At 70.3% G+C, this 24,938-nt stretch carries 16 protein-coding genes and 2 pseudogenes; 12 read left to right on the top strand and 6 right to left on the bottom strand.

Going from position 1 to position 24,938, the window contains the following annotated elements:
- The first annotated feature begins 403 nt into the window (after positions 1-403).
- Positions 404-709, top strand: a complete 306-nt coding sequence (locus HS99_RS26850; RefSeq protein WP_030558279.1) for a hypothetical protein — start codon at positions 404-406, stop codon at positions 707-709.
- A gap of 18 nt (positions 710-727) precedes the next feature.
- On the opposite strand, the gene HS99_RS26845 is transcribed toward HS99_RS26850, so the two are convergent.
- The 4 genes and pseudogenes from HS99_RS26845 to HS99_RS26830 form a co-directional block, all read right to left on the bottom strand.
- Positions 728-1,288, bottom strand: coding sequence for a histidine phosphatase family protein (locus HS99_RS26845; protein WP_030558280.1), 561 nt, complete (start codon positions 1,286-1,288; stop codon positions 728-730).
- A gap of 27 nt (positions 1,289-1,315) precedes the next feature.
- Positions 1,316-2,437, bottom strand: a pseudogene (locus tag HS99_RS26840) (IS630 family transposase).
- Positions 2,438-2,753: 316 nt separating this feature from the next.
- On the bottom strand, positions 2,754-4,310 hold the full coding sequence (locus tag HS99_RS26835; protein ID WP_063737936.1) for a Mu transposase domain-containing protein: 1,557 nt from the start codon (positions 4,308-4,310) through the stop codon (positions 2,754-2,756).
- Positions 4,311-5,836: 1,526 nt separating this feature from the next.
- Positions 5,837-6,436, bottom strand: coding sequence for an IS66 family transposase (locus tag HS99_RS26830; RefSeq protein ID WP_050366295.1), 600 nt, complete (start codon positions 6,434-6,436; stop codon positions 5,837-5,839).
- 98 nt (positions 6,437-6,534) lie between these two features.
- On the opposite strand from HS99_RS26830, the gene HS99_RS26825 reads away from it, so the two are divergent.
- The 5 genes from HS99_RS26825 (at position 6,535) to HS99_RS45270 (ending at position 11,699) form a co-directional block, all read left to right on the top strand.
- Complete coding sequence (locus tag HS99_RS26825) at positions 6,535-6,882, top strand: PadR family transcriptional regulator (protein WP_030558359.1); 348 nt, start codon at positions 6,535-6,537, stop codon at positions 6,880-6,882.
- Positions 6,879-7,775: a hypothetical protein gene (locus HS99_RS26820; RefSeq protein ID WP_141763818.1), complete on the top strand. Its 897-nt coding sequence runs from the start codon at positions 6,879-6,881 to the stop codon at positions 7,773-7,775. Before HS99_RS26825 ends, HS99_RS26820 begins: the two co-directional genes overlap by 4 nt.
- A 1,717-nt stretch (positions 7,776-9,492) precedes the next feature.
- A complete protein-coding gene (locus tag HS99_RS45935; protein ID WP_198549652.1) occupies positions 9,493-10,971 on the top strand; it encodes a hypothetical protein in 1,479 nt (492 codons plus the stop codon).
- Between the two features lie 230 nt (positions 10,972-11,201).
- Positions 11,202-11,489, top strand: a complete 288-nt coding sequence (locus HS99_RS26805; protein WP_030558355.1) for a hypothetical protein — start codon at positions 11,202-11,204, stop codon at positions 11,487-11,489.
- Between the two features lie 54 nt (positions 11,490-11,543).
- Positions 11,544-11,699 carry a DUF7196 family protein gene (locus HS99_RS45270; RefSeq protein ID WP_167344966.1) on the top strand — a complete coding sequence of 52 codons (156 nt, stop codon included), beginning with the start codon at positions 11,544-11,546 and terminating at the stop codon, positions 11,697-11,699.
- A 519-nt stretch (positions 11,700-12,218) separates the two neighbouring features.
- Here HS99_RS45270 and HS99_RS26795 read toward each other — a convergent pair.
- Positions 12,219-12,719 (bottom strand): IPT/TIG domain-containing protein, encoded by a 501-nt coding sequence (locus HS99_RS26795; protein ID WP_063737934.1) that lies wholly within the window; start codon positions 12,717-12,719, stop codon positions 12,219-12,221.
- Between the two features lie 620 nt (positions 12,720-13,339).
- Here HS99_RS26795 and HS99_RS43525 point away from each other — a divergent pair.
- From HS99_RS43525 to HS99_RS26770, 5 genes are all read left to right on the top strand, one after another.
- Positions 13,340-13,558: a DUF5988 family protein gene (locus tag HS99_RS43525; protein ID WP_030554638.1), complete on the top strand. Its 219-nt coding sequence runs from the start codon at positions 13,340-13,342 to the stop codon at positions 13,556-13,558.
- Between the two features lie 233 nt (positions 13,559-13,791).
- Positions 13,792-15,066, top strand: a complete 1,275-nt coding sequence (locus tag HS99_RS26785) for a beta-ketoacyl synthase N-terminal-like domain-containing protein (RefSeq protein WP_232543344.1) — start codon at positions 13,792-13,794, stop codon at positions 15,064-15,066.
- 68 nt (positions 15,067-15,134) lie between these two features.
- Positions 15,135-21,650, top strand: a complete 6,516-nt coding sequence (locus HS99_RS26780) for a type I polyketide synthase (protein WP_063737933.1) — start codon at positions 15,135-15,137, stop codon at positions 21,648-21,650.
- Between the two features lie 85 nt (positions 21,651-21,735).
- A complete protein-coding gene (locus HS99_RS26775; protein ID WP_050366125.1) occupies positions 21,736-22,164 on the top strand; it encodes an ATP-binding protein in 429 nt (142 codons plus the stop codon).
- Positions 22,165-22,437: 273 nt separating this feature from the next.
- Positions 22,438-23,817 carry a Mu transposase domain-containing protein gene (locus tag HS99_RS26770; protein ID WP_141763817.1) on the top strand — a complete coding sequence of 460 codons (1,380 nt, stop codon included), beginning with the start codon at positions 22,438-22,440 and terminating at the stop codon, positions 23,815-23,817.
- Between the two features lie 699 nt (positions 23,818-24,516).
- Here the strand turns inward: HS99_RS26770 and HS99_RS47910 are convergent.
- Entirely contained in the window at positions 24,517-24,651 is a 135-nt protein-coding gene (locus tag HS99_RS47910) for a hypothetical protein (RefSeq protein ID WP_030554653.1), read from the bottom strand.
- Positions 24,652-24,667: 16 nt separating this feature from the next.
- On the opposite strand from HS99_RS47910, the pseudogene HS99_RS48710 reads away from it, so the two are divergent.
- Positions 24,668-24,808, top strand: a pseudogene (locus HS99_RS48710) (DEAD/DEAH box helicase family protein); the annotation flags it as partial.
- Positions 24,809-24,938 lie beyond the last annotated feature (130 nt).

Raw genomic sequence — 24,938 nt, 5'->3', positions numbered from 1 at the left:
GTCCACTGACCACCGCACAGATCACGGGGCGGGCTACGGGAGGTCACGGCCGAGAACGTTCTGATCCGTACTCGGTGGTGCCGCGTGCTCGTGGCCTCCGAGGCCGTCCGATTGCGTTCGACCGCTCCGGCGGAGCACGCCGGGTGGTGGAGCCGGACGGCGGACCGGCTGCTGCCTGAGGGCCGTGATCGGGGAAGGACCTCCCGAGGCCGGGGCTACGCCGTGTCGGCCGGCAACCCAGCGGGTCCCGGCCTCCTCGAGGGCGACTCGTCGAGTGGGAGGCGGCTCACGAGCGCCCCACCATCGGCGGCCACAGGGAGGTCGCCCTGAGTTCCGACCAGGCGGGGCGGCGCGTGGAGCGTCGAGCCTCGGTCTTCCACTGCGAACATCGTTAGGAGAATTCATGTCCAGCTCGCGAGCCGTGAGCCGTGAGGTCGTTCAGAGCATCGTCGACGCGGTGGCCCAGCTCGACCGTGACGCCTTGCGTCGGCTCGATCCCGAAGGACTCAGCGCGCAGTTCGACGCGCGTTTCGAACTGGAAGACTACTTCCACGCGATGTGGGAGCACTTGAAGGCGTGTGGTGAGCGCCCGGCCGTCCGTGTGGAGTACCAGCCGCTGGCCGCCCTCCTCGATCTGCTCACTGGACTGAGTGAGAATGTCATGTTCGTTGACAGCGTCGTGCACAAGGACGTGTTGCGGCAGCAATAGTGCTGTGACCGGGAGGGTTCACCGGGTCGATGGGGTCCAGCCAGCGGGAAGCACGTAGTGCCAGCCCGGGCGCCAGGCGGGTGGGGCCTCGACGAGCTCTTTCATTGAGGCGCCGGTGAGCAAGCAGTCCAGGGCCCATCGGTTGGCCGAGTGAGCGATCACCAGGATTCGGCCGCCGTCCCAGCGCGTGGCCAGGTCATGGAGGAACACGTCGGTGGCCGCGAGGACCTGGCGGTAGCTCTGACCGCCGGGGAAGGGTTCGTCGATGCGGCGAGCCCGTTGGGCGGCAATGCGGGACACAGGGGTTCCGTTGAGGTCCCCGTAGTTGCACTCGCGCAGCCGGATGTCCTGGTGGATCGGGGGCCTGCCGTTGGGGAACGCGATCCGGGCTGTCTCCACGGCTCGGTGGAGGTCGGAGGTGAACACCGCGGCAAAGCCGCCGGCGCGTCGGCGTTCTCCGAGTTCCGCGGCCTGGAGGCGGCCGAGTTCCGAGAGCCGGCCGGGGAGCCAGCCGGTGGCGATGCCCGCCTCGTTGTCGGTGGTGGTGGCGTGCGTCTCGTAGACGATCTCTACTGCCATCGCGGGTCTCCTGGGCGCCGGGGCGGGTCAGGCTGCTTCGGTGAGCGGTCGGCCTCCCCAGCGCAGGCCTTTCTCGCTGCGGATGCGCGCTCGTTCGCGGCGTTGGGCGGCCAGGACGTCGGGATGGCGGGCGTTGGCGTTGCGCCAGCGCAGGTAGGCGTGGAGGGCTCGCGTCTGGGACGGGTGGTTCGGGTGGTTGGAGTTCGCGACGGTGAACTGACGCAGTGGTCCGAAGTGCGCCTCGATCGGGTTGGCCCAGGATGCGTTTGTGGGTGTGAAGCAGAGGTGGACGTTGTTGTTCTTCGCCCAGCGGAGGATCTTCTTGCCATTGTGGGCGGAGAGGTTGTCCAGGATCACGTAGACGGGGGCGCCGTCGGGGCGGGCGGCCCGGATCGACTTCAGCGCGGCCAGGGTGTTCGTGGTGCCTTTGCGGCGCCGGTTGATCCCCAGAGAGTGTCGTCGCCGATGGCGTAGCAGCCGTGGAAGTAGGTGAGGCCGTGGGTGCGGTGGTAGGTCGCCGGGAGCCGGTCCGGTCGGCCCTGCTTGGCCCAGCAGCTGCCGGCGGTGGGGCGGATGCCGAGCGGTCCGAACTCGTCGAAGGCGAACGTGCGGTCAGGGAAGTGTTCCAGGACGTGCTCGATTCGGTCGAGCTTGGCGTCGTACTCGGGGTCGGTTGACTCCTTCCACGTCTTGGTGCGCTAGAAGGTGACGCCTCGTCGGGCAAGCAGGCAGCGCAGGGCCTCGCGGCCGATGCGGATCACCCGGCCGTGGACCCGCCGAAGGATAGGTGAGCAGCTTGCGAATCGACCAGCAGGTGAAAGGGTGCCCGAGCTTGGCCGGGCGGGTGGTGGCCGTCTTGATGACGAAGTCCTCGTCGTCAGGGCTGAGCAGGCGGGGACGGCCTCCCGCCCACCGAGGGTGCAAGCAGGCCAGGCCGATCTCGTTGAACCGGTGGATCACGTCCCGCACCGTGTCCTCATCCGCTTGGACAAGCTGGGCGATCACCGGCACCCGGTTGCCGCCGGCCGAGGCCAGCAGCATCATCGCCCGCCGGTAGCGCGCGGTGTTCGTACTGCCCCGCCGCACGATCCGCTGTAACTGCTGGCCCTCTTGGTCCGTGAGCCTACGTACCCTGACCGGCTCTGCCATTCCACCCCTCTGAGCTGAACGTTTGACGACATCCAACCGGCCGAGGGCCCACCAGCGCCAACCCGGTGGACCTATGCGGTCACAGCACTAGCTGTGACGGGCTCCTCCTGAGGCAGGCGCAGGGGGGCCTCGGCCGACGGATTGACGCCCCTGGCAGTCCCCCGGAGACCTCGGTCGGGATGATGTCGGGACTCACTGACCGACAGACGGCTGGGGCGGACGGCGTTCGAATGCGGGAACTTCCATCGCGCGTCCCGCCTGTCGCCTATCGTGGGTCGACGACGCCACCCGGCTCCGATCGGTGGCCGGCGGACTCTCACCCCGGTATGGGTTCGGCCGTGCTCGTCCCGGGGGCCTGAACCGCGGTCATTTGCAATGGAGTCGCCCCTGCCCGGCACCGGAGCGGATCACCCTCCGACCGGTGCTGTCCCCGTCGGGGAGTCCCGCTGGATTCACGGTGTGCAGTCCGGAAGCTTGTCGGCGTGACGGTGTTTCGCGACGGGGACGGCGGCTCACTGGGAAGCGGCTGAGCCGCCGGGTGGAACCAGTGGCTCCGGCCGTTTCCGTCCGATCCGGTCGGAATACCCGGCCGCAGCTCGCCGCGGGCGGGGCCTTCCGGCGACCCGCCAGCCTGCTGACCGGACGCTGATCCGTCCTCCTGACGGTCGTCCTGTCGGAGTGCTTGGGCCGCCGCGAGCGCTTCGGCGGACGGTGGACTGTACATCTTGCTGTGGCAGGCCGGTCTCGGCACCGGGAGCGGGCGTTCGAGGCTGATCCCGTGCCGGTGGCCGATGACCGACAGGCCGGCACCGTCGGGCGCCAGGGAATGCTGGACGATCACTCTTCCGCGCGGGGTCGCGATCGTCAGAAGGGGATCGCCGACCCTTCGGCGCACCTGCACGGTGTGACCGTGCAGATGCCGGGGAACGGCGTAGAGGTTGCCGCGGTAGGACACCATGCTGCCGGCCGAAACGGTACGAGTGACGCTGATCCTGGCGGGATACGGGTCATGGGGGAGGTCGAGCAGGACCGCCGCAGCGGGCGCCGTGCACCCGCCCCGTGCCGAGGCCCGGCGAGTCTCCATGAGTCTGGTCAGTCGCTCCAGGCTTTCCTGGGCCTCCAGCAGGCCGGTGTCCGCGTGGATGGTCTGCCACCAATGGGCGAGCGCTCGCCCGATGACGTCGTCGTCGGCGTCCCGCCCGGGCGGGACGAGCTCCGCGACGACACCGTAGTGCTTCGCGACCTTGCCCAGTGCTGTGGCCAGTTCGCCATCGTCCTGGCAGTGGACCGCCGGTGTCCGGTCGAAGCGCCAGCGCCAGCCGGTTCCGCCGAACTGGCGCAGGATCCGGTCGACGGAGTCGGCCAGGTGGCCGGGATCGATCTGTTCCGCCAGTGCGGCGCTCCAGCGCTGGGAGTGGATCAGGCGTCCCACCAGGATGCAGGCCTGAGTGCTGCCCCAGTCCGCCGGGGCTCCGGAGAAGACGAACCAGCGGAACCGCACCTCCTCCGCGTCGTCCTGCCGGACGGGGCGGCCGCGGGGAGGCCGTTGGCACAGCGGGCAGCGAGGACGCAGCTGATGGGTGCGCAGGGCACGGGTGAAGGTCGAGTAGCCACCGGTGTAGCCGAGATCGACGATTTCCGCGTACAGCGCCGAGGCCTGGAAGTGGGCGTCGTCCTGGAGCCGTTGACGGCAGTAGGGGACGAACCGTCTGAACTCGTCCCGGTCGGAGCTGCGGACTCCGACCGTGCGCTTCCCGCACAGATAGGAGCTCACGGTCTTGCGGTCACGGCCGAGGATACGAGCGATGGCGGCGATGGACAATCCGCGCGAGCGCAGGGCACAAATGTTGATGTATTCCTCTCCGGTCAGCATTCCACTCCTATCAGTTCGACATGGCTCTCCTCAGAGGCCTCGCTGGAAGCCAGGAAATATACACGAAACGCCACGAGCGGAGAAGAAAGGTTTTTGCAAGGAACTGTAGAGCGCTGTGCAATTTGAGTGAGCGAATCGAATGGCTGTCAATTGGCATAGGTCCGCGAATGCCGTGTCAAGCCGCAGACGCGGATCAGCCAAACAGTGGCCTGATCCCCACTGTTTTGTACTTTTATGACTTCTTCAAGTGCGCGCTGGTGATGGACTGGCGTAGACCTGTGCCGGCGTTGAGCGCTCGCGGTCTTCCCTTGTTTCCTGAGGCGGACTGGTTCCAGTCGGCCGCCTTGCGTGAAGCCCGACCGGCCCGCGCGCACGAGCCCGGGTCATCCGCTGAGCGTGCGGCCGACAGGACGCTCATCGAAGTGCACTGGGGCATATGCCGATGCGCGAGCCTGGCGTGCGCCCCCCGCTCGCTCCTACACCCGTGTCGATGTGCTCGGGCGTCAGCAGGGGTTGACGCCGCACAGTGGTGTCATCACCGTCGCCGTGCCCGCGGGCACGGCGCTTGGATCGGTTGGTGTGCGCGTGACCATCGCCGACGGGACCACAACGGCTTCACCCACGCCTCCGTGGACGCATCCACCGTGGCCGCGTTCACCCGGGCCTGACCTCCGGTGGCACCGCGGTGACCATCACCGGCACCTCCCTGGGCACTACCTGGTCGGCCCGGGCGGGAACGTCGTCGCGCCCGGGCGGGTCCCGTCCCGGCACCGCTGCCACCTGGTTCCGGCGAACCGGGAGAGAACGGACCGCGGCCGGTGCCGGCGCACCAGGCCGCGGAGGCCTCGGATCGAACTCGTCACACGACGCGGGCGGTCCTGCCGGACCGGAACGCATCCGGCCGTTCTCGGCGTCGCCGCCCGCAGCCCAGGGTGTCGCCGGACCGGTCTAGGCCGCCGGTCGCAGGAGCCACGTGAACGAACCCGCCCGCGGCCTATTTCGGTGAGCGGAGCTGCTGATCCCCCTTTACCGGGAGGATTCCTCCCGGTAAAGGGGAATCGGCGCGTCAGGCCGTCCGAGGATGCCGATGCGGACGCTTCGCCAGCTCGGGTCGACCGGATCCGGAACCAGCCGACCACTCCCAGGGCGCCGGCGTGCTCGTTTCCGGGTGGAAGGCTCCGCCGCTGCCGTCCGGCGCGAGCGCCTTCCGTGGTGTGGGGAATCCGCATGCAATTCCGCGGCCAGCAACTCCGCCTCCGCTGACCGGTGGCGGTTCGGTTGTTCCGCGACCGGCCATTCTCCGTATCGCGCGATTCGGCCGGACACTCCGCCGATCGGGTGAAAGTCGATCGCAAGGCTTGCCACCGATTTTCGGCTCTGGATTACTTTTCTGTATCCAACCGGCGGGCCGCCCATCCCTCCCGGGGGAACGTGCAGCCGGCGCTCGCCGTGCTTCAGGCGGCGGGTGACGTGCGGCTCGTGATGGGCACCCCCTGGAGGATCTGGATCCATCCGTCGGCGCCGCCTCAGAGGCGTCGGCGGGTGCGGCGGCTTGCATGCGCCAGGAGGCGTCCAAGCATTCCGGTGACTGGTTTGGTGGTCAGGCACAGGTGGTGCGCGTTGCACAGGGCATGGACCGCGCCGGCGTACGTCTTGTACGGCTTCCAGCCGTCGTGGACCGCGATCCCGCCGAAGTGCGGCAGCACGCCCATCGCCTCGAACGCCTCCATCCCGCGCTTGGCGTGGAGCAGGTACAGCGTCAGCGACTTCGTGCAGGCGGTGTGCACCCAGCAGGTACGCCCTGCGATCCGGGTGCCGGTCTCATCGAAGCCGACCACCTCGCAGTCGGTCAACTGGCGGCGCACGGCCTCGGTGTGCGGGGCGACCGCCTCGGCGGCCTGCCCGGCCCACCCGAGCAGGGTCGCGGTGGCCACGTCCGCGCCGAGAACGTCGGCGAGCAGTTCGCCGCACCGCTGGTAGGGCAGGTGCTGCCGGGTGAGCAGGTAGACGGCCAGGCTCTTCAGCCCCGGCCCGTACTGGGCCGGGGCGCCCGCGCCCTGCGGCGCGGACGCCCCGGTGACCTGCCCGCAGGCGCAGCGGCGGTGCTCGATGCGGTGCTCGGTCACCCGCAGGCGGATCTCGGGCAGGTCGAAGACCTGCCGCCGCTCGATGGGCAGTCACCCCTGATGGACAGCTTATGCAGTTCGCCGATATATGTAGCCGTATGACAGAGCGACCCATGCAGGAGCCCACGCTGCTCCTGCTCACCGCGCTGGCCGATGCCCCCAGGCACGGCTATGCCCTTCTCCGGGAGATCGCCGCGATCTCCGACGGCCGGGTCAGGATGAGAACCGGCACCCTCTATGGCGCTCTCGACCGCCTGCTAGGCCAGGGGCTGATCGAGGTCATCGGTGACGAGGTGGTGGACGGGCGCGCCCGGCGCACGTACGCGCTCACAGATGGCGGGCAGGCCGCGCTGGCCACCGAGACCGAGCGTCTGCGTGTTGTCGTCGCCGAGGCGCAGCGCCGCCTGTCCACCGCCCGCCCGAGGCTGAGGGGGGCAACCGCGTGACGGATCGTTCGTTGAGGGCCGCGCTGAGCCTGTACCCGGAGTGGTACCGGCACGAGCGCGGCGAGGAGATCACCGCCGTGTACGACTTGGTGAGGCGGGACGGCGGACGGCTGCTGCGCCTGCGCGAACTCGCCGGCATAGCCGGGCACGGCCTGCGCGTGCGGACGGGGCTGACCTCCGGCGGTTTGGCGGGGCAGGTGCTCGCACAGGCGGTGCCGTTCGCACTGGGAGCCGGTCTTGGACTCCGGCTCAGCCTCTCCTGGCTGCTGCAACCCTGGCCGAGCAGCCAGGAGAGCGGCGGTGAGCATGCGTGGCAACTCGCCCTGATCGCCGTCTGGGCGCTCGCGGTGCTGGCGGCAGTCGCCGGGCGGTGGGGCGCGGCGCGCTGGATCGGCGCGGCGGCCGTGGCCCTCGGCCTGGTGGAGGCGGTGGACAGTCTCCTCTCCGGTTCCCTGTTCGCCCTCGTGGGGTGGGCGAGCGGGCCGCTGCTGTGGCTGGCTCTGCTGCTGATGGCACCGCCGGACCTGCTCAGTGGCCGCCCCCGCCGGACGCTGCCGATGGCGGTCGCGGGTGCGATGCTGTCCTGGCTGCTGCTGCTCGGCCCGGACTATCTGCACACTCCGCTGGTCTGGGACCCGAGTTGGCGCCCGCTCCAGCTCCTGCTGGCCGCCCTCCTCCTGCTGGTGGCAAACCGGCGTCGGCTGTGGCCTGCCGGGATGGTCGTCGGCGCACTGCCTCTGCTGCTGACCTTCACTCTGCCGAGCGTCATCAGCTACTGGGAGGGTCCGATCGGCATGCTGGCGGCCGGCGGGTTCGCGGTGGTGCTGCCGCTGCTCGCGCTCCGGCTCATCAGGGCCGTCCGCGCGAAGGACGAACCGCCTGCGGCCGTCTGACCTCGGCGGACGTCGTGCGCCCGGCCCACCCCGGTGGACGTGGTGGGCCGGGCGCACGACGTGGGGCTCGGGCCCGGCGGCTGGCTTGGGTGCGGGCCCGAGGCGTGGCAAGGACACACAAGGCATCGCCGCCCGCAGGGCCGAAGGGAGCACGGTGGAGGTCGCCGTGCGGGCCGGCCACCCGCTGGCCGACCTGGTGGCCTGGACGGCGACCGAACGCCCCGCCGGGATCGAGTGCCTGACCACCAAACCAGTCACGCATTCCGAAGGTTCCTCAGCACGCCGGCCGGTGCGGTGGCCCGGCGTAGTGCCGCACCGATCTCCCCGGACCGCCGAACGGCGAGTCCGATACTTCGGCGCTCTGGGCTGCTGCTGGGGCGGTACGCACCGACGGTGTGAGGGCAGTCAGCGCCCCCTACGGGAGGCGCCCGGCCGAGGTCATCCACGGAAGTCACCGGCGCTGCCGAGGACGGGTGGGCCGACGTGGTCACCGCACGGACGAGGCTCACTGCGACGGCTGGCGCACGGACGACGGCGGCCTTTGCGGCCGGCGCGCCGTGCCTGCGCTCCGGTTCGATGCTCGTGTGTCCGTGGTCCTCGCGTTCGGCATGGGCATCGGGACGACGGCCGTCGTCGTGCCCGGGGCCTTCAGCGCCGGGGAGATGACAGCGATCACCCTGAGGGGGCCCAGGCGGTCCCGGCCGCAGGCGCACTTCACGTTTGACGCATGGTCGATCACACCAATTCAGTGATCGCTTCGCTTGTGCCGGCATCGGGGTCGGTGGTGACGTTGACGGGCAGCGGTTTGCACCTGCACCCAGCCATCGACGATCTAGAACCTGTCCGGTCGCTCATGTGCCCTTCAATCGGCATCCATCAGCGCCTGCACCCGCGGTTCGCGGTCGGTCTCGATCCTTTCGTCACCTGCCCGGGTTCGGGGTCCTCGCCGCCGTGCCGGGCCCCAATGGCGTGCAGTTTCGCGATGCCCTCAACTCCACCCGGCAGGCGAGCCGTTGCGAGCTCACGACCTGTCCCCTCCTGCACTCGACAACGTGTGCTCTTCGGCCCAGTCGTCGCCGATGGACAACACCAGCATCCGCCCATTCGCCCTCGTCCAGTCATGCTGCGCAGCCTGCGGAGGGCATGGCTCGCACCCTCATACCGCAACCGCACTTGATCATGATGTGACCGGGCCGGGTGACCGAGCTCTGGGTGGGGCGGGTCGAGGAGTGGGAGGCGGCCCCGGCGGGGTTGCATGCCCGCTTTGCGTCGCGTTTCACCAGATCGGAGCCGTGAGGGCGGGCGCTGGAGTACATGGCCGGGTTGATCGCCGCTCGCCCCCGCCGGCAACTGCCGGCGTACCGCTCCGGCAGGCGGTCAGATGGGAGGGAACGGGGGCGTGCGGAGTCCTGCAGTGCGCCCCGTGCGGTGCAAGTCCCGTGGTCTGAGCGACTGTTGGGTGTGGTGGTGTTCAGACCGTTGGTTCATACGGGTTATTCGACCGGGAGGGTATGGCCTTGGCCGGCCGGTCTGGTTGTAATGGCGGTGACCGACTGTGGGGTGCCCATTCCCCTGTCGGGGCGTCGGGGTGGTGATCGCTTGACGGGTCACCGTCCCCATGCACGGGCACCCTGACAGGTGGAATTCGTCGGCCGTACCATCTGGCGCGGCCGTGTTCGGGCAGCCCCACTCCCGACTCACTCAAGGGGCTGCTCACATGGCAGTAACCATCGTTCCCACCCCCGTGGCGGCGTGTTCCGCCTTCACCGCCACGGCCACCGGCGCGCCCGTGGGGGCCGTCACCGCTGTCTTCTTCTATGACGGCGCCGCCCCGCAGTCGCTGCCGGTGGTCGCCGGCGCCGCCGGACCGGCGACGTTCACGGCTGTCGGCTCCGGCGCGCAGCTGGTCCTGGTGACCTACCTGAATGCCGTCGCCGCGGTGGTCGGGACAGACAGCGGCACGGTCACCGTCAACGCGGCGCCGGCCGGGACCATCTCCACGACGCTGTCGATCGGCGTCGGCGGCCTCGTGACCGCCCAGACCACCCTGACCTGCAGCGCCGGCCTGACTTCCGTCAACGGCACCCTGACCTACACCCTGCCGGGCGGGGGCACAGTCACCGCCCCGGTGGTCAACGGCGTGGTCGGTCCGGCCAGTCTGGGACTGGCGCTGACGGCCGGTCAGTTGGTGGGGGTCAGCTTCACCCCCGCCGCCGGCACCTGTGCGGCCTGCACCTTCGCGCCGATCACCGTCACCGTGCCGGCGCCGCTGGCCTGTTCGGTGGTCGTCATCCAGCCGGTGGCCCCGGTGGTCGTCGGCCAGCCCACCGTCGTGTCCGCGGTGGTGCTGTGCAATGGCGTGCCCGTTGCGGGTGCGGCGGTCACGTTCAACGGTGACGGGGCTGCCCCGGTGACCGTCACGACCAACGCACTCGGCATCGCCAGTGGGTCGATGACCTTCCCCACCGCCGGGCCGGTGTCGCTGACCGCCACCGTCACTGCGGCCGGCACCACCTGCACCTGCACCAACGTCGTCTCGCTTCCGGTCACCGTCACGGTGACCCCGCCGGCGACCTGTCAGGTGTTCCTGCTGCCCCCGGTGGCCCCGGTGGTCGTCGGCCAGCCCACCGTCGTGTCCGCGGTGGTGCTGTGCAACGGCGTGCCCGTTGCGGGTGCGGCGGTCACGTTCAACGGCGGCGGGGCTGCCCCGGTGACCGTCACGACCAACGCACTCGGCATCGCCAGTGGGTCGATGACCTTCCCCACCGCCGGGCCGGTGTCGCTGACCGCCACCGTCACCGCGGCCGGCACCACCTGCACCTGCACCAACGTCGTCTCGCTTCCCGTCCCGATCACCGTCGGCGTAGGCGGCCCCGCCGTGAGCCTGCAGGCGCTGCCGTCCTGCTGGCAGGGCCACTGGGAGCACGCGCCGGCGACCCCCTCGCACGGGCAGCCGTACCCCTTCACCGCCACACTGAAGGCCCAGCTCACTCCTGCGGCCGCCGGCGTGACGGTGAACTTCCTCGTCGCCGGACAACCGGTGGGCTCGGCGGTGACGGACGCGTCCGGGATCGCGATCCTCACCACCGACCTGAACCTGCTTCAGGTCCAATCCGGCGCCTTCACCGCGACCGCCACCGTCGGCGGCACGCCGCTGCAGTCGACCGGCACCCTGCTGCCCTGCCGGCCGCTGTAGTGACCGGACCGGTCCGGGCCCGGGACGTGGATCGCGGACCGGTACTGGTGGCCGAGCCGGGTGAGGCCTGACCTCGTCGTCCGCAGACGAGCGGCCGACCCCGAAGGTCCGTCCCCCCGCCCTCGCACGGCGGGGGGACGGACGTGCTGAGGGCCTGGCGGCGAAGCCACCGTACCCGCCGCGACGCCCGCAACCGTACTGCCGCGTCCCTGGCCAGTGGAGTTGTCCCCATGAGCTTGACCATGTTCCTTCTCGCGCTCGGCGCCACCTGCCGCATCACCCGCTTCCTGACCAAGGACACCCTCGCGGGCGGTCTCAGGATCTGGGTCACCGATCGCTTCGGCGAGGAGTCCAAGGCCGCCTATCTGATCACTTGCGGCTGGTGTTCGAGCGTCTGGGTGTCCGCGGTCGCGGTCGGCTGTGGCGCGTGCCTGGAGGGCAGCCCGTGGTTCCGGATACCGGCGACCGCGCTCAGCGTCTCCTACCTGGCGGGCGTGGCCTCACGATGGCTGGACTGACCAACGCCCCCTCTCTAGAAGCCCGAACCCAGCATCCGGAAAGGACACTGAACCATGGCCTGCAACTGCGGCGGAGGATCACCGCAAACCGTCGTCTACCAGCTGATCCTGCCTGACGGCACCGTTCGCCAGTACGTCACCTACCAGGAAGCCCTGGCCGCACAGCGCCGAGAAGGCGATGCCGGAACGATCACCGTCGTCAGCCGGTGACACGGGCGCCCGGCACCGGGGCGCACCGAAGGCGGTCGGCGCTTCGACCGGCCGCCTTCCCCTTTCCGCACGAAGGCACGAGCAGCACCGTTGCCCGTCCCGGCGCCTCCGCTTCCGCGGCCGTCCTCTCCTGCCGGACCGCCATCCGGGCACACAAGCTGGCAAAGGGCGCTCCAGACCCGGCCGTAACGGCCCGGTACCGCTGTCCGTCCCCGTCCGCCGCCTCATCGGCCTGCTCCTCCACCCTCGCCACCTCACCGCGGCCCATCATCCGCGTCGGTCGTACTGGTGCCGCCGCAGTCAGGCCCGCACACGCCACAGCCATGACGAACGCCGAGGCCGCCCCCCCATGACTGCGGTTGCAGTACTGGGTGGACGGCCACGGCGTTCGGAACCGCGCGGACGAGGTGTCCCGCAGGTCCTGCCCGACGAACAGTGAGCTCCGGCAGCTTCTGCTGCCGGAGCTCACTGTTTCCCCGCCGCATCCCCCCTACGGACGGCGGCGGTTCGGCCCCCGTCCTACAGGTAGGTGTAGGAGGCGCCGTTGCTGGTGCCGGCCGGCGTGATCACCGTGACGGGGACGGTTCCGGTTCCGGGCGGGGAGACGGCCAGGATGGCGCCGTCGCCCAGCACGGTGAAGTTCGTGGCGGGGGTGGTACCGAACAGGACCGCCGTCGCGCCGGACAGGCCGTGCCCCACGATGAGGACGGGCAGGCCACCCACGGCCAGGCCGATCGGAGGCACGAGCGCGAGGATGGTCGGCGGGGCCGGCAGCTGGTAGGTGTAGCTGAGGGTGTTGCTGGTGCCGGCCGGCGTGACCACCTTGACCGGCACGGTGCCGGTCCCGGGCGGGGCGACCGCCGTGATGGCGCCGTCGAACTGGACGGTGAAGCTGAGCGCGGGGGTGGTGCCGAACAGGACCGCGGTGGCCCCGGTCAATCCGGTGCCGACCAGGAGGACGGGGTTGCCTCCGGTCGTCGGACCCTGCGAGGGGACGAGTGCGAGGAGAATCGGGGACATAGGATTCCTCTTTTCCGACTTCCGGCCGCCGGACAAGATCCTCTTGGTCTCGTCGGCGGGACGTTTTCCTCACGGTAGATTCGGGCGCCATCCGGTGGCAATAGGGTATTTGCTGAACGTGGGGCATTTGTGGGTCGCGGGGCGTGCAATCTCTTCGGCGCCTCTTTCGACAGGTCGGATAAGGTCAGAGGTCTTGCCTCTGGGTACTTTAAGTGAGCACCGGAAGTAACCCTCACGGGTGCGTGAGGGCGGATTGCAAGATCTAGTCGGAGTGGGGCGTCGAGGCTATCCGTCGGTCGAGGGCCAGTCTGCCGACTACTGGCTCGGGGCACGGCTCTGAGCTGCAACTTTGTGCCTTGAGGGGTAATATCGCAAGCGTTTGGAAGTGTTCGTATTTATTGTCGACTGATGATTCTTGGATGTGCTCTATTTGGATATAATCACGGCCTTCTGGCGTGCAGGTGGTCCGTGTTGTGAGGTGGGGGAGTGCCGCTAGGGCGATGCGTGCATTGTTTGGATGTGAGGGGTTAGTCGGTCCGTGTGTGGGTATTCAGGGTGTGCGCGACCGTCAGGTTGCCTAATGTCCCACTCTGGTTTCCGATGAGTCGTCCGCGGGTAAGGTGAGTGTCACGTCCTATTCTCTTCTTGTCTTCCTCAGGGGCGGTCCGAGTGATATTCCTGAGATCCATGAAGTGGAATCCGGAAGCGCGGAGGATCGGTTGAAGATTCCCCGCTGGAACGGTTATGAGCACTTCGCTCTCACGCAGGACTTCAAGGATGTCGGCGGCGTGCTGATGCCCGTCTACCAGTGGTCGTACCGGACCGCCATCGCCGAGTAGCCTCCCACCGCCGTCCCCCGGCCCCCGACTCCGACATCGGGCGAGCACACCGCTGCAAGCGCTGCCCGATGCCACACCCATCCCCACACCCCGAGGTGAGCCATGATCAGCAGCCTTCCCGCACCGGTACGGAATGAGCGTTCGTCCCGCACTCCCGGGTGTGCGTCGTGAGCGGGCGTTACCCCGCCCGCCCGCGAGGGGACCGCGGTGCCCGGGACACGATGGTCACCGGCATGGGGTTCTGCCTGCCGGGCGACGAGGGGCCGCTGTTCACCGTGGGCGAGGTCTGGGACGTGGCCGCCAACGGCCGCTCGTGCCTGAAGCACCACGGCGTGTACTACGGCTCCGTCGACCTACCGGACGCGGCGTTCGCCGAGCGCCTGCCGGACCTGCCGGGCATCTTCTCCAAGCACTACACCAACGCCCACCGCTACGGTCTGGTGTCCCTCGTGGAAGCCTGTGCGGACGCTCAACTGAGCATCCGAGGAGGTGATCTGAGCGACGCGGCCGTCCTGGTCGGGCGTGGCGGCATCGACGCCAACGTCGCCAGCTACCTCGAAGTCCTGCACGCCGACGCGCGCACCACCGCCCCGCACGAGGCGATGGAGCTGTTCGTCCGGGCTCAGCAGGGGCTCACCCCTTCCGACGTGGCACTGGTCCAGGGGGCGCTGATGCGCACGACCGGCCCCTGCTTCACCGTCTCGTGCGGCTGCGCGTCCTCCGCCGTCCAGATCGGCAACGCCCGCCGCATGATCGCCGACGGTGACATCGACCTCGCCGTCGTCACCGGCGTCGACGTCTTCGGCGTGGACGTGATCCAGAACGTTCAACGCCTGCTGCACGGAGCCCAGCGCGCCTACGACTCCATCCGCGTGGACGGCATGCCCGAACTGCTCCCGGCCTTCGACCGGGTCATGCGGCCGTACGACCGGCGGGCCGACTGCGTGAACCACGGAGAGGGCTCGGTGACCCTGGTGCTGGAAAGCCGCAGCCGCGCCGAGCAGCGCGGGGCGTACACCTATGGCCAGGTCCTGTCACACGGTATGACCCGCGACGGCCTGTCCAATCCCCTCGCGAGCGACGAGAACGGCGCCTCGCTGGTCGCCGCCGTGCGCAAGTGCCTCGGCGACCGGTGGGACGTCGGCCAGATTCCCTACATCCACGGCGGAAGCGACGGCGACGTCGTCGTGACCGCTTTCGAGGCGAACGCGGCCAAGCAGCTCTACGGAGACGGCGTCGCCGACCTCCTCATGACCTCCCAGGAAGCCTGCTTCGGCCACAACGGCGCCCCGGCGGGCGCTCTGGGTGTCGCGCTGACCCTCCTGATGTTGGAACAGGGCGAGGTGTGCCCCACCGCGAACTGCGAGGAGCCGGCCGACAACGTCTGCTTCGACCCCGTCCCCGGCGTCCACACCCGGCTCATCGAGTTCGACTACGCGCTCACCCTCAACTACCAGATCGGAGGCGTCAAGAGCGCGATCCTGCTGGGCAGTTCGGACGCCGGCTGACCCCCACGCCACCGACCGCAGAGCCGGGACGACGAGTGCTTCCATCCCGTTAGCACAGGAGACCAGTGATGGGCCACGCAGAGAACCCGACCACCGCTGACGCGCACATCGCCGTCATCGGCATGGGATGCCGCCTTCCCCACGACATCGACTCGCCCGCCGCGCTGTGGCGGCTGCTCGAAGCCGGCCAGGACGCGGTCGGCGCACCACCGACGAGCCGTGCGGAGCGCATGACCCCGGGCTCGCCTCCAGCAGCCGGGCCGATACCGCTGCAGGGAGGGTTCCTGGGCGACGTCGCCGGTTTTGACGCCGACTTCTTCGGAGTCTCCGGCAAGGAGGCCGACGTCCTGGACCCCCAGCACCGGCTGCTGCTCGAAGTGACCTGGGAGGCGCTCGAACACGCCGGACTGCCCCCGGAGCGGCTGGCGGGAACCCGGACGGGGCTGTTCTCGGGCTTGAGCTACACCGACTACATGGAATCCCTCGCGGGCCAGCCCCAAGAGCTGGAGGGCGCGATCCTGACGAACGGGCACTGCGTCGCCCCGGGGCGCATCTCCTACCTGCTGGGACTACAGGGCCCCTGCGTGGCACTGGACACCGCGTGCTCGTCCTCTCTCGTGGCCATCCACCTGGCCTGTCAGGCCCTGCGGAACCAGGAGTGCGACCTCGCGCTGGCCGGTGGCGTCACCCTCATGCTCGGCGCCCGGACGACGATGTCCTTCGCCCGCATGGGGATGCTCTCGCCCACCGGCCGCTGCCGGACCTTCGACGCAGCCGCGGACGGCTTCGTACGCGGCGAAGGCTGCGGCGTCGTCGTCCTCAAGCGCCTGGACGACGCGCTGAGGGACGACGATCGCATCCTCGCCCTGGTGCGCGGCTCCGCGGTCAACCAGGACGGCCGCTCCGACGTCCTCGCCTCGCCATCCGTCGTAGCCCAGCAGGCCCTCTACCACCAGGCCCTCGCGCGAGCCGGGACCGACCCGCGCGACGTGGGCCTGGTGGAGACGCACGGCACCGGGACCCCCGTCGGAGATCCCGTCGAGTTCTCCAGCCTGGCCGCGGTCTACGGCGTGGGACAGGGACGCTGTGCGCTGGGCTCGGTGAAGACGAACCTGGGCCACCTGGAACCGGCCGCCGGCGTCATCGGCTTGATCAAGGCGGTGCTCTGCCTCCAGCGCGGGCTCGTCCCGCCCAATCTGCACTTCACCCGGTGGAATCCGGCCATCAGCGCCGAGGGCACCCGCCTGTTCGTCCCCACCGACCTGGCGGCCTGGCCCACCCGGACGATCTCGCGACTGGCCGCAGTGTCCTCCTTCGGATTCTCCGGGACCAACGCCCACGTGATCCTCGAACAGGCCTCCGCCGTCCGCCGCGCCGCCGCCGTTCTCCCCGCAGGCCCCGCCGCCGGCGCCTGCCCCGCCACGGCCGACAGCGTCGCGGACGGACCGTCACCAGCGGAGCGAACCACCGCACCCCACGTCTTCCTCCTGGCCGCCGGCTCACAGAACGCTCTTCCCACCGCCGCCGCGCGCCTGGCTCACTGGCTGGAGACCGAGGGCAGCACCACCCCTCTGCGGGACGTGGCCCACACCCTCGCCCTGCGCCGTTCCCCGGGGCACGGCCGGCTCGGCGTGGTGGCCGATTCCCGCAGTGACGTGATCCACGCCCTGCGTTCCTTCGAAGCCGGTCGAGCCCACCCGGGCGTCGTGCGCGGTCACGTCGGCGCGGGCGTCAGCCGCCGCCCCGTCTGGGTGTTCTCCGGTCAGGGCTCGCAGTGGCGGGGCATGGGGCACAGCCTGCTCCGGCACGAGCCGGCCTTCGCCCGGGCCCTGGCCGAGGCCGATGAGCTGATCACCGCTGAGACCGGCTTCTCCGTCCTGCGCGCCGTCCGCGACCGGGAGCACGTCAGCGGCTGCGGCCGCGTGCAACCCGCACTGTTCGCCCTGCAGGTCGCCCTGGCCGCCGCCTGGCGCGACCACGGTGTCGAACCGGCTGCCGTCATCGGTCACTCCATGGGCGAAGTCGCGGCCGCCGTCACCACCGGGGCACTGAGCCTGGCCGACGGCGTCCGCGTCATCTGCCGGCGCTCGGCTCTCCTCACCCGGATCGCCGGAGCCGGCGCCATGGCGAGCGTGGGCCTCGACAGCGCAACCGTCGAGAACGAGCTCGCCGCCCTCGACGCCGGCACGGTGTCGGTGGCCGTCGTCGCGGCGTCCGATTCCACCGTGATAGCCGGCACAACGGCCGCCGTTCGGCACCTGACCGCCGCCTGGCAGGCCCGTGGGATCGCGGCGCACCCGATCGACGTCGACGTCGCATCGCACTGCCCCCAGGTCGAGCCGCTGCTCGCGGACCTCGCCACCGCGCTCGCCGACCTCACCCCCAGCCAGCCGGCTGTTCCCTTCTACACCACCGTCCTGGACGACACCCGTGACACCCCGCTCTTCGACGCCGCCTACTGGTGCGCCAACCTGCGCAGACCGGTGCGTTTCAGCGCTGCCGTGGCCGCAGCCGCCGCCGACCGCCACCAGGTCTACCTCGAGGTCTCGCCCCACCCCGTGGTCACCCACCCCCTCACCCAGACCCTGGGCGGCCTCCTCCACGATCCCGTGGTCCTGCCGACACTGCGCAAGAGGGAGGACGAACCCACCACCTTCCTCACCCAGCTCGCTGCCCTGCACTGTGCGGGAGTCGGCGTCGACTGGTCCCGCCTCCACGCCGGAGGTCGCCTGGCCGACGTACCCGCGCTGACCTTCGACCGCCGGCCCCACTGGACCGACACCACGCCGACGCGGGCGGTTTCCCGGCAGGCTGAGAGCACCCCCGCACCGCTGCCCGGAACGCACACGGAGGTGCCCGGCGACCGACCCCGCCACACCTGGCATGCCGACACCGGCACCGACGCCCTGCCCTGGATGGCCGACCACCGCGTCCACGGCCAACCGGTCCTGCCCGGCGCCGCCTACTGCGCCCTGGCCCTGACCGCGGGCGCCGAGGTCTTCCCCGGCGCCGCGCACGGCGTCGAAGCGGTGGACATCCGCTTCCACGAACTGATGCGACTCGACGCCCACACACCGGTCGGCGCGACCGTGACCCTCACCAGCGCCGACCGCGCGGACTGCGAGGTCTTCGGCCGGAACGAGGGCGGCACCTGGGTCCGGCAGGCCACCGCGGTCCTGCGCCAGCTGGACACCTCCCCCCCGACACCGACGGCCTCCGTGGCCGCACTGACCGCCGACCACCCCGTCGTCCTGGATCCGCAGGCCCTGTACGCGAGCCTGCGCGCCCGGGGTCTGGAGCACGGCCCCGCCTTCAGCGGTATCACCGAACTGCGCGCCAACGACCGGGCGGACGGCTTCTGGGCGCGTGTGACGGTGCCGGACCCGGCCGGGACCGCCCCCCACGGCCTACGGATCCACCCGGTTCTCCTGGACCTGTGCGCCCAACTCGTCGTCGCCGGCCTGCTCCACGAACCGGGCCACGGCCTGGTGCTGCCCGTCGGGATGCACGCCGTACGCATCCTCGCGGCTCCCGAGAACGCCCACTACGCGCACGCCCGGCTCACCCACACCACCGCGGACAGCATCGTCGGAGACGTGCGGCTGCTGGACAGGGCAGGAAACCCGCTCGTCGAGATCGAGGCACTGCGCTTCGTGCGCCACGGCGCGCGGGCCGATGAAACCGTCGACCGGTGGTTCCTCGAGACGTCCTGGCAGCCCGTCCCGCGCGGGCGCACCACCGAGCCGGCACGCCCCGGATCCTGGCTCATCATCGGTGAGGCGGACGGATCCGCCCACGTACTCGCGGACGCGCTCCAGCTCGCCGGAACAGGCACCGCCGTTTTCGACGTTCCTCTCGACGGCACCGCCCTCCAGCCTCTCAAGCAGGCCCTCGCCCGGACCTGGAACCCCTCGTCCGGACCGTGCTCCGTGGTTTTCCTGTGCGCGCCGTCCGCTCCGGGGGACGACGCCGACACGACGGCACTGCGCCGTACCCGGCGCCTGCTCGCCGTCGCACAGAGCGCGATCTCGCGCAGTGCCCCCACCCGCCTGTTCGCTGTCACCCGCTCCGCCCACGACCCGGAACCGGGACAACCCGCCGACCCTGCCCAGAGCGCTCTGCGCGGACTGGTGCGAGTCCTGACGCACGAACACCCGGAACTGCGGGCGACCCTCATCGACACCGACCCGGCCGACGTCGACCTCAGCCGGCTCGCGGCCGAACTCCTCACCGACCCCCCGGAGGACGAGATCGCCCTGCGCGGGGACACCCGGACCGTCGCCCGGCTGGCGTACGCCCCTTTGTCCGACACCGAACGCGCCACCGCCGTCACCCGCACCGTGAGTTACGGCGTCGACCGCTTGCAGCTCCATGCGGGGTCACTCGGTGACCTCGACGCCCTGCGCCTGACCCCCACGCCACGACGTGCACCGGGCCCCGGCGAGGTCGAACTGCGCCTGCACGCCGCGGGCATGAACTTCCGCGACGTGCTCACCGCCATGGGCATGCTCGCCACCGACGACGAAGCGGGTCACCGGATCGGCTTCGAAGCCGCCGGCGTGGTCACCGCCGTCGGACCGGGAGTCAGGCACCTGCGCGCCGGCGACGACGTCCTTGCCGTCGACGTGCGGGGCGGCCTGTTCGCCACTTTCGCGACCCTTCCCGCCACCGCAGTGGCTCCCCTCCCCGCGGGCCTGTCCACCGAGCAGGCCGCCGGGCTGCCCATCGCCTACCTCACCGCCTGGTACGCCCTGCGCCACGTCGCCAGACTCACCGGCGGCGAACGCGTCCTGATCCACAGCGCCACCGGCGGAACCGGACTGGCCGCGATCACGGTCGCCCGGCACCTGGGGGCCGAGGTCCTCGCCACCGCAGGCAGCGAGGACAAGCGCCGGTACCTGCGCGAGATGGGCCTGCGGCACGTCATGGACTCCCGCTCGCTGGACTTCGTCGAGCAGACCCGCGCCGCCACCGACGGAGACGGTGTCGACGTGGTGCTCAACTCCCTGTCCGGACCGGCCATCAGAGCGGGACTGGAGACGCTGCGCCCCTTCGGCAGGTTCGTCGAGCTTGGCGTGCGCGACATCCTGGCCGACACCCCGCTCGGTCTCGCGCCGCTGCGGCACAACATCACCATGAGCACGGTCGACCTGACGGAACTCCAGCGTGACCGCGCGGACGCCTTCGCCGAGCTGATGGCCGAGGTCATGGCCGAATTCGGCCGGGGCACCCTCGCCCCGCTGCCGTGCCGGACCTATCCACTCGCACGGGCTGCCGACGCCTTCCGCCTCATGGCCGGCGCCGGGCACATCGGCAAGCTGGTCCTGACCGTACCCGGTGAGGGCACCACCACCGCCGTACTGCGCGAGGCGCCGTCGCCGGTGCGGGCCGACGGCGCCTACGTCATCACCGGGGGCCTGCGCGGGGTCGGCCTCGCCACGGCCCGCTGGCTGGCGGACCAGGGCGCCGCCCGGCTCGTCCTCAACGGACGCACACCACCCTCCGCCGACACCAGGCACGTCGTCGCCGAACTGCGCGACCAGGGGACGGAGGTCACCGTCGTGCTCGGCGACATCGCTCAGCCGGGTGTCGCCGAGCAACTGGTGGAAGCGGCCACCGCCGACGGCGGCACGCTGCGCGGTGTCGTCCACGCGGCGATGGTCCTCGACGACGCCGCAGTGTCCAACATCACCGACGAGCAGCTCGAACGCGTCTGGCATCCCAAGGTCACTGGCGCCCGACGTCTCCACGAGGCCACGGCCGCAGTGCCGCTCGACTGGTTCGTCCTGTACTCCTCGATGGCCTCCCTGCTCGGCAACCCGGGCCAGGGCGCCTACTCGGCCGCCAACGCCTGGCTCGACGCGTTCGCCACCTGGCGCAACACCCTGAACCTGCCCACGCTGGCCGTGAACTGGGGGCCCTGGGGGGAAACCGGGGTGGCCACCGGCTTCGCGAGCCGCGGCTACCAGACCATCCCCACCTCCGAGGGGCTCCAGGCCCTCGCGGCGCTCCTTACCCACGGCCGCGTGCGCACCGGCGTCATCCCCGGCCCGCCGGACACCTGGATCCCCCCGGCCGGCCGGGCGTCCTCGCTGTTCGCCCTCCTCACGCCCGAGGCGTGCGAACCCTCCGCGCGGCCGGCCGGCCAGGACGGGGCACGCGATATCCGACGCGAACTGCAGGAGGTGGAAGCCGGTCTCGCCCGTCGTACCGCCCTCGAAAACCACCTCGCCGACCACATCCGCACCGTGCTCCGCCTGGGAGGCAGCACCCTGGATCCGCAGACGCCGCTGAACGCACTCGGGTTCGACTCCCTGCTCCGCATCGAGTTGCGCACCCGTCTGGAAGCCTCGTTCGGGGTCAGGCTCGCAGGCGACTTCGTCGCGGGCCATCCCACTCTGGCAGCACTCGCCGACGGCCTCGCCCAGCACATCGGCATCAGTCTGGTCACTGACGCCGCGCCGGATTCCGCTGGGGACACGGTTTCCCCGGCCGGACAGCTCATCGCCCCGCGTTCGTCCGGGTCGCCCAGGACACCGGACGCCTCGGCCGCCACCGCGACGCCGTCGGCGAAGAACCCGTGAGCCCGCTCCGGGCCGCCGACGGCCCGGAGCCCCCGGCGGAGCGCGAAACAGGGGAATCGCGTTCACCAGGAGAGGGAAACCGAGGATGACGATGACCTCCACAGACGTGCCCCGCCCGGACGTGCGTGACCGGCGGGAACGACGCATCACCATGTTCGTATGGCCGGAGACCCAGTGCGTGCGGTCCGTGCGCCGAGCCGTGCAGGCCATTCTCGATCACTGGGAGATCGCCCATGTCACCGACGATGCCGAACTGCTGACCACCGAGCTCCTGACGAACGCGATCCGTCACACCGGCGGCGAGCAGCCGCTCAGGGTGACGATCGCGGCCGACCAGAGGGGGCTGTCGATCGGTGTCCGGGACCGCTCCGCGAGCGCGCCCCGGCCACACCGGCCGACCGCCTGCGAGGAGAGCGGGCGCGGACTGCTTCTCATCGAGAGGATCGCCGGATCGTGGACGTACCGTTTCCATCCCGACGGCACCAAGACGGTTTCCTGCCGGCTTCCGTTGTGAGGCCGAGTGCCGGCTGCCCGGGCGCCCCACCCGTCGTACGACTCCCGGCAGCCCGCTGCACCAAGGAGCCCGCCCGCGGGCGGATCAAGCGGCACTCGGTATCGGTTGCCGCATGCTTCGCGGAATTCCTCACCGGTACACGGTGCACGGGGTGGCTTGTGCTGGATATTCCGACTCCCATCGCCGGTAGTGGCGGTGAATCCCCTTCCGTGATCTCCGAAATTGCCCAGATAATATTCGGGGCGAGTCGTATTTCCGCCCCGAGAGGAGCTTTTGCGTGCTATATTTTTCAGCCATGCTGACAGTCCTCACTCATTCAAGGTGCTTTCCACTGGTGAAGCCAGACAGTTTGGGGTCCGGATGCTCAGTGCAGAGGAATACAAAGAAGTCTGCGCCTTGCGCCGCCAAGGCTGGTCCATCTCGGCGATCGCCCGGTGCCTGGACCGCGACCGCAAGACGGTCAGGGCCTACCTCAAGGGCGAGCGGAGCATCGGGGTCCGACCGGTGACCCGTGACGAATTCCTGCCGTTCATCCCCTACTGCCAGCAACGCCTCGACGACGATCCGCACCTGCGGGCGAACGTCCTCTACCGCGAGATCGTCGAGCTGGGCTACCCCAGGGCCTACTCGACCTTCACCCGTGCCCTGCGCCGACACGTGACGCGGCCGCGTTACGGGCCGTGCCACCGAGCGAGGGCGAGCCCCGGCCACGGCAGCGTGGAGGAGGTGCAGTTCGACTGGGTCCGGCTGCCACGCCCGCCGGCCGGATGGGACTGCGGGCACGAGATGTACCTGCTCATGGGCTTGCTGACGCACTCCGGGCGCTGGCGAGCCGCCCTCACCGCCACCAATGACCTCCCGCACTGCGTGGAGGCCCTGGACCGGGTGCTGCGCCGCCTCGGCGGCACCGGCGAGCGCTGGCTGTTCGAGGGCACTCCACCGGTCTGCTCGACGGTCGGCAAGGTGACCGCCGTCTTTCACGAGATCGCCAAATACTATGGGGCCTTCGTCGCGGTCCGCCCGCAGACAGGAGCGCCCGGCCCGGTCATCCGTGCCCACCGCTCCGCTGTCCTCCACTGGTGGTTCAGCATGGCCGGCGACCTCGGCCTGAACGAGGCCCAGGACTTCCTTGACCGACTGACCGAGCGCTCGGACCGCTGGTACCGCCAGACCGGTCATCCCGCCCGGGCCCTGCTGCCCCTGCCGTCCAAGCCGTTCCCCGCTCGCATCTGCGTTCGGCGCAGGGTCGGTCTCCACGGCCTCCTGTCGTTCGAAGGCAACTTCTACCTGATGCCCGCGGGGTTCGTCGGCAGCGAGGTGGGGGTCCGGTGGCGGCTCGACGAATCCCACCTGGCGGTCACCACGGGCGCCGGGGCGGTCGTCGCCGCTTTTCCGAGGGCTCCCAGAGACGCGGGCTGGACGGTCGCCCAACACCGTGGCCCCGTCCCTCTTGAACGGCCACATCGTGCTTCCGGCGCCGCGGCGCCGTCCCGGGACGCCTGCCGGATCGGTCGCCCGCGATCCGTGGCCGCTCCGGCCGCGGACCGGGCGGTGACCCGGTTCCACGGCGAGCGGCCCGCTCACCCGACGGGCCGTGACGGCCGGTCGGAATCGGGGTCGGCCTCCTCGCCGACGCCGGGGGCGAACGGGTGACGGCGGTCGCGGGCCGGCCGGCGGTCTCCCGCGGACCAGGCCGAGCCCGGCGTGCATTCCACGGTGGCGGGGAAGGACAGGACCGGCGGGCCTCGCGGCACGGGTCACGGGACGGCGCCCGCCCAGGACCGTCCACCGAGGCCACCGCCTCGACGCCGGAGACGACTGCCCGGTCCTTGCCTGGGCCTTCTGCCGCGGATCGGCGAGATTTCTCCTCGTCCGGACACTGAAGCCGAACCGCCGGAAATGAAAACGGAGCGAAATGGCTTCGGGATTGGCCGTACGGGATCGTTTCCAAGGCGAGTGTGAGCGGCTGTTCGGGTGAGAAAAGAACCCAATGGAAGCCTTCTCCCGTGACCGGATGAATTACTCACGACGATCGACTCGGTGGGCCGCCCACCCGCCCGTTTCTTTGTCGTGGTAATGCGTTCGACCGGGAAGGCGCGTGTTCCCGGTCCCGGCAGCCGGCGGACGTCTCCGGTGCGGAGACACCGGGGACCCCAGGACCGGATACTGCCACCGTGGCCGCCACCGCTCTGCACGGACGGCTTTGGGACGCCTACGCGGCATCGCCCTTTCGGATCCACATGAGGTCATCCTGCCACGGCTGGGCACCTGCATACACTGGCGATTTGCCGGCCGGGGCAGGGGTTCCTACTATCCGGTTCTCGCGCAGCTCTTAGGGAACATCGCGAAGCGTTACTGGAGAAGGATCATCTTGCGGAGCAGTTCGAAGCCGGCACGACCGTAGAGCTGCCGCTTGATCCTCTTGATGCGGTTGACGGCGCCCTCGATGCTGCCGGAGATCCAGTTAAGCGTGAGCCCTGCTGGCACGGCGTCGAGGACCGTCTGGGACTTGGTCGTGGTCGACGAAGCGCACCGCACGGCTGGGTCGCAGGGTAAGGCGTGGGCGGCGGTCCACGCCGACGACCAGGTCCCCGCCGTCCGGCGGCTGTACTTCACCGCCACCCCCAGGACCGCGGATGACGACGCGGATCTCGCCCGCTCCTGCAACCTGTCGCCAGAAGCCCGGTCGGTTCAGCCACGTCCGAGGGCGCGCTTGAACAGGCCAGGCTTCTGCGCGGGCGCAGGCGGTGCGGGCAGCGGTGTCGGCTTGACGG

The sequence above is a fragment of the Kitasatospora aureofaciens genome (assembly GCF_001188955.3).
Classification (GTDB): Bacteria; Actinomycetota; Actinomycetes; order Streptomycetales; family Streptomycetaceae; genus Kitasatospora; species Kitasatospora aureofaciens.
The sequence above is the reverse complement of the archived record's forward strand: the minus strand, read 5'-3'. Positions and strand labels throughout refer to the sequence as shown.

Bases quoted from the DNA above. Each gene is read 5' to 3' on its own strand.
- HS99_RS26835 (WP_063737936.1), bottom strand. From the start codon at position 4,310: ATGCTGACCGGAGAGGAATACATCAACATTTGTGCCCTGCGCTCGCGC.
- HS99_RS26845 (WP_030558280.1), bottom strand. From the start codon at position 1,288: ATGGCAGTAGAGATCGTCTACGAGACGCACGCCACCACCACCGACAAC.
- HS99_RS26825 (WP_030558359.1), top strand. From the start codon at position 6,535: ATGACAGAGCGACCCATGCAGGAGCCCACGCTGCTCCTGCTCACCGCG.
- HS99_RS26795 (WP_063737934.1), bottom strand. From the start codon at position 12,719: ATGTCCCCGATTCTCCTCGCACTCGTCCCCTCGCAGGGTCCGACGACC.
- HS99_RS26785 (WP_232543344.1), top strand. From the start codon at position 13,792: ATGGGGTTCTGCCTGCCGGGCGACGAGGGGCCGCTGTTCACCGTGGGC.
- HS99_RS26780 (WP_063737933.1), top strand. From the start codon at position 15,135: ATGGGCCACGCAGAGAACCCGACCACCGCTGACGCGCACATCGCCGTC.
- HS99_RS26850 (WP_030558279.1), top strand. From the start codon at position 404: ATGTCCAGCTCGCGAGCCGTGAGCCGTGAGGTCGTTCAGAGCATCGTC.
- HS99_RS26775 (WP_050366125.1), top strand. From the start codon at position 21,736: ATGACGATGACCTCCACAGACGTGCCCCGCCCGGACGTGCGTGACCGG.
- HS99_RS45270 (WP_167344966.1), top strand. From the start codon at position 11,544: ATGGCCTGCAACTGCGGCGGAGGATCACCGCAAACCGTCGTCTACCAG.
- HS99_RS45935 (WP_198549652.1), top strand. From the start codon at position 9,493: ATGGCAGTAACCATCGTTCCCACCCCCGTGGCGGCGTGTTCCGCCTTC.
- HS99_RS26805 (WP_030558355.1), top strand. From the start codon at position 11,202: ATGAGCTTGACCATGTTCCTTCTCGCGCTCGGCGCCACCTGCCGCATC.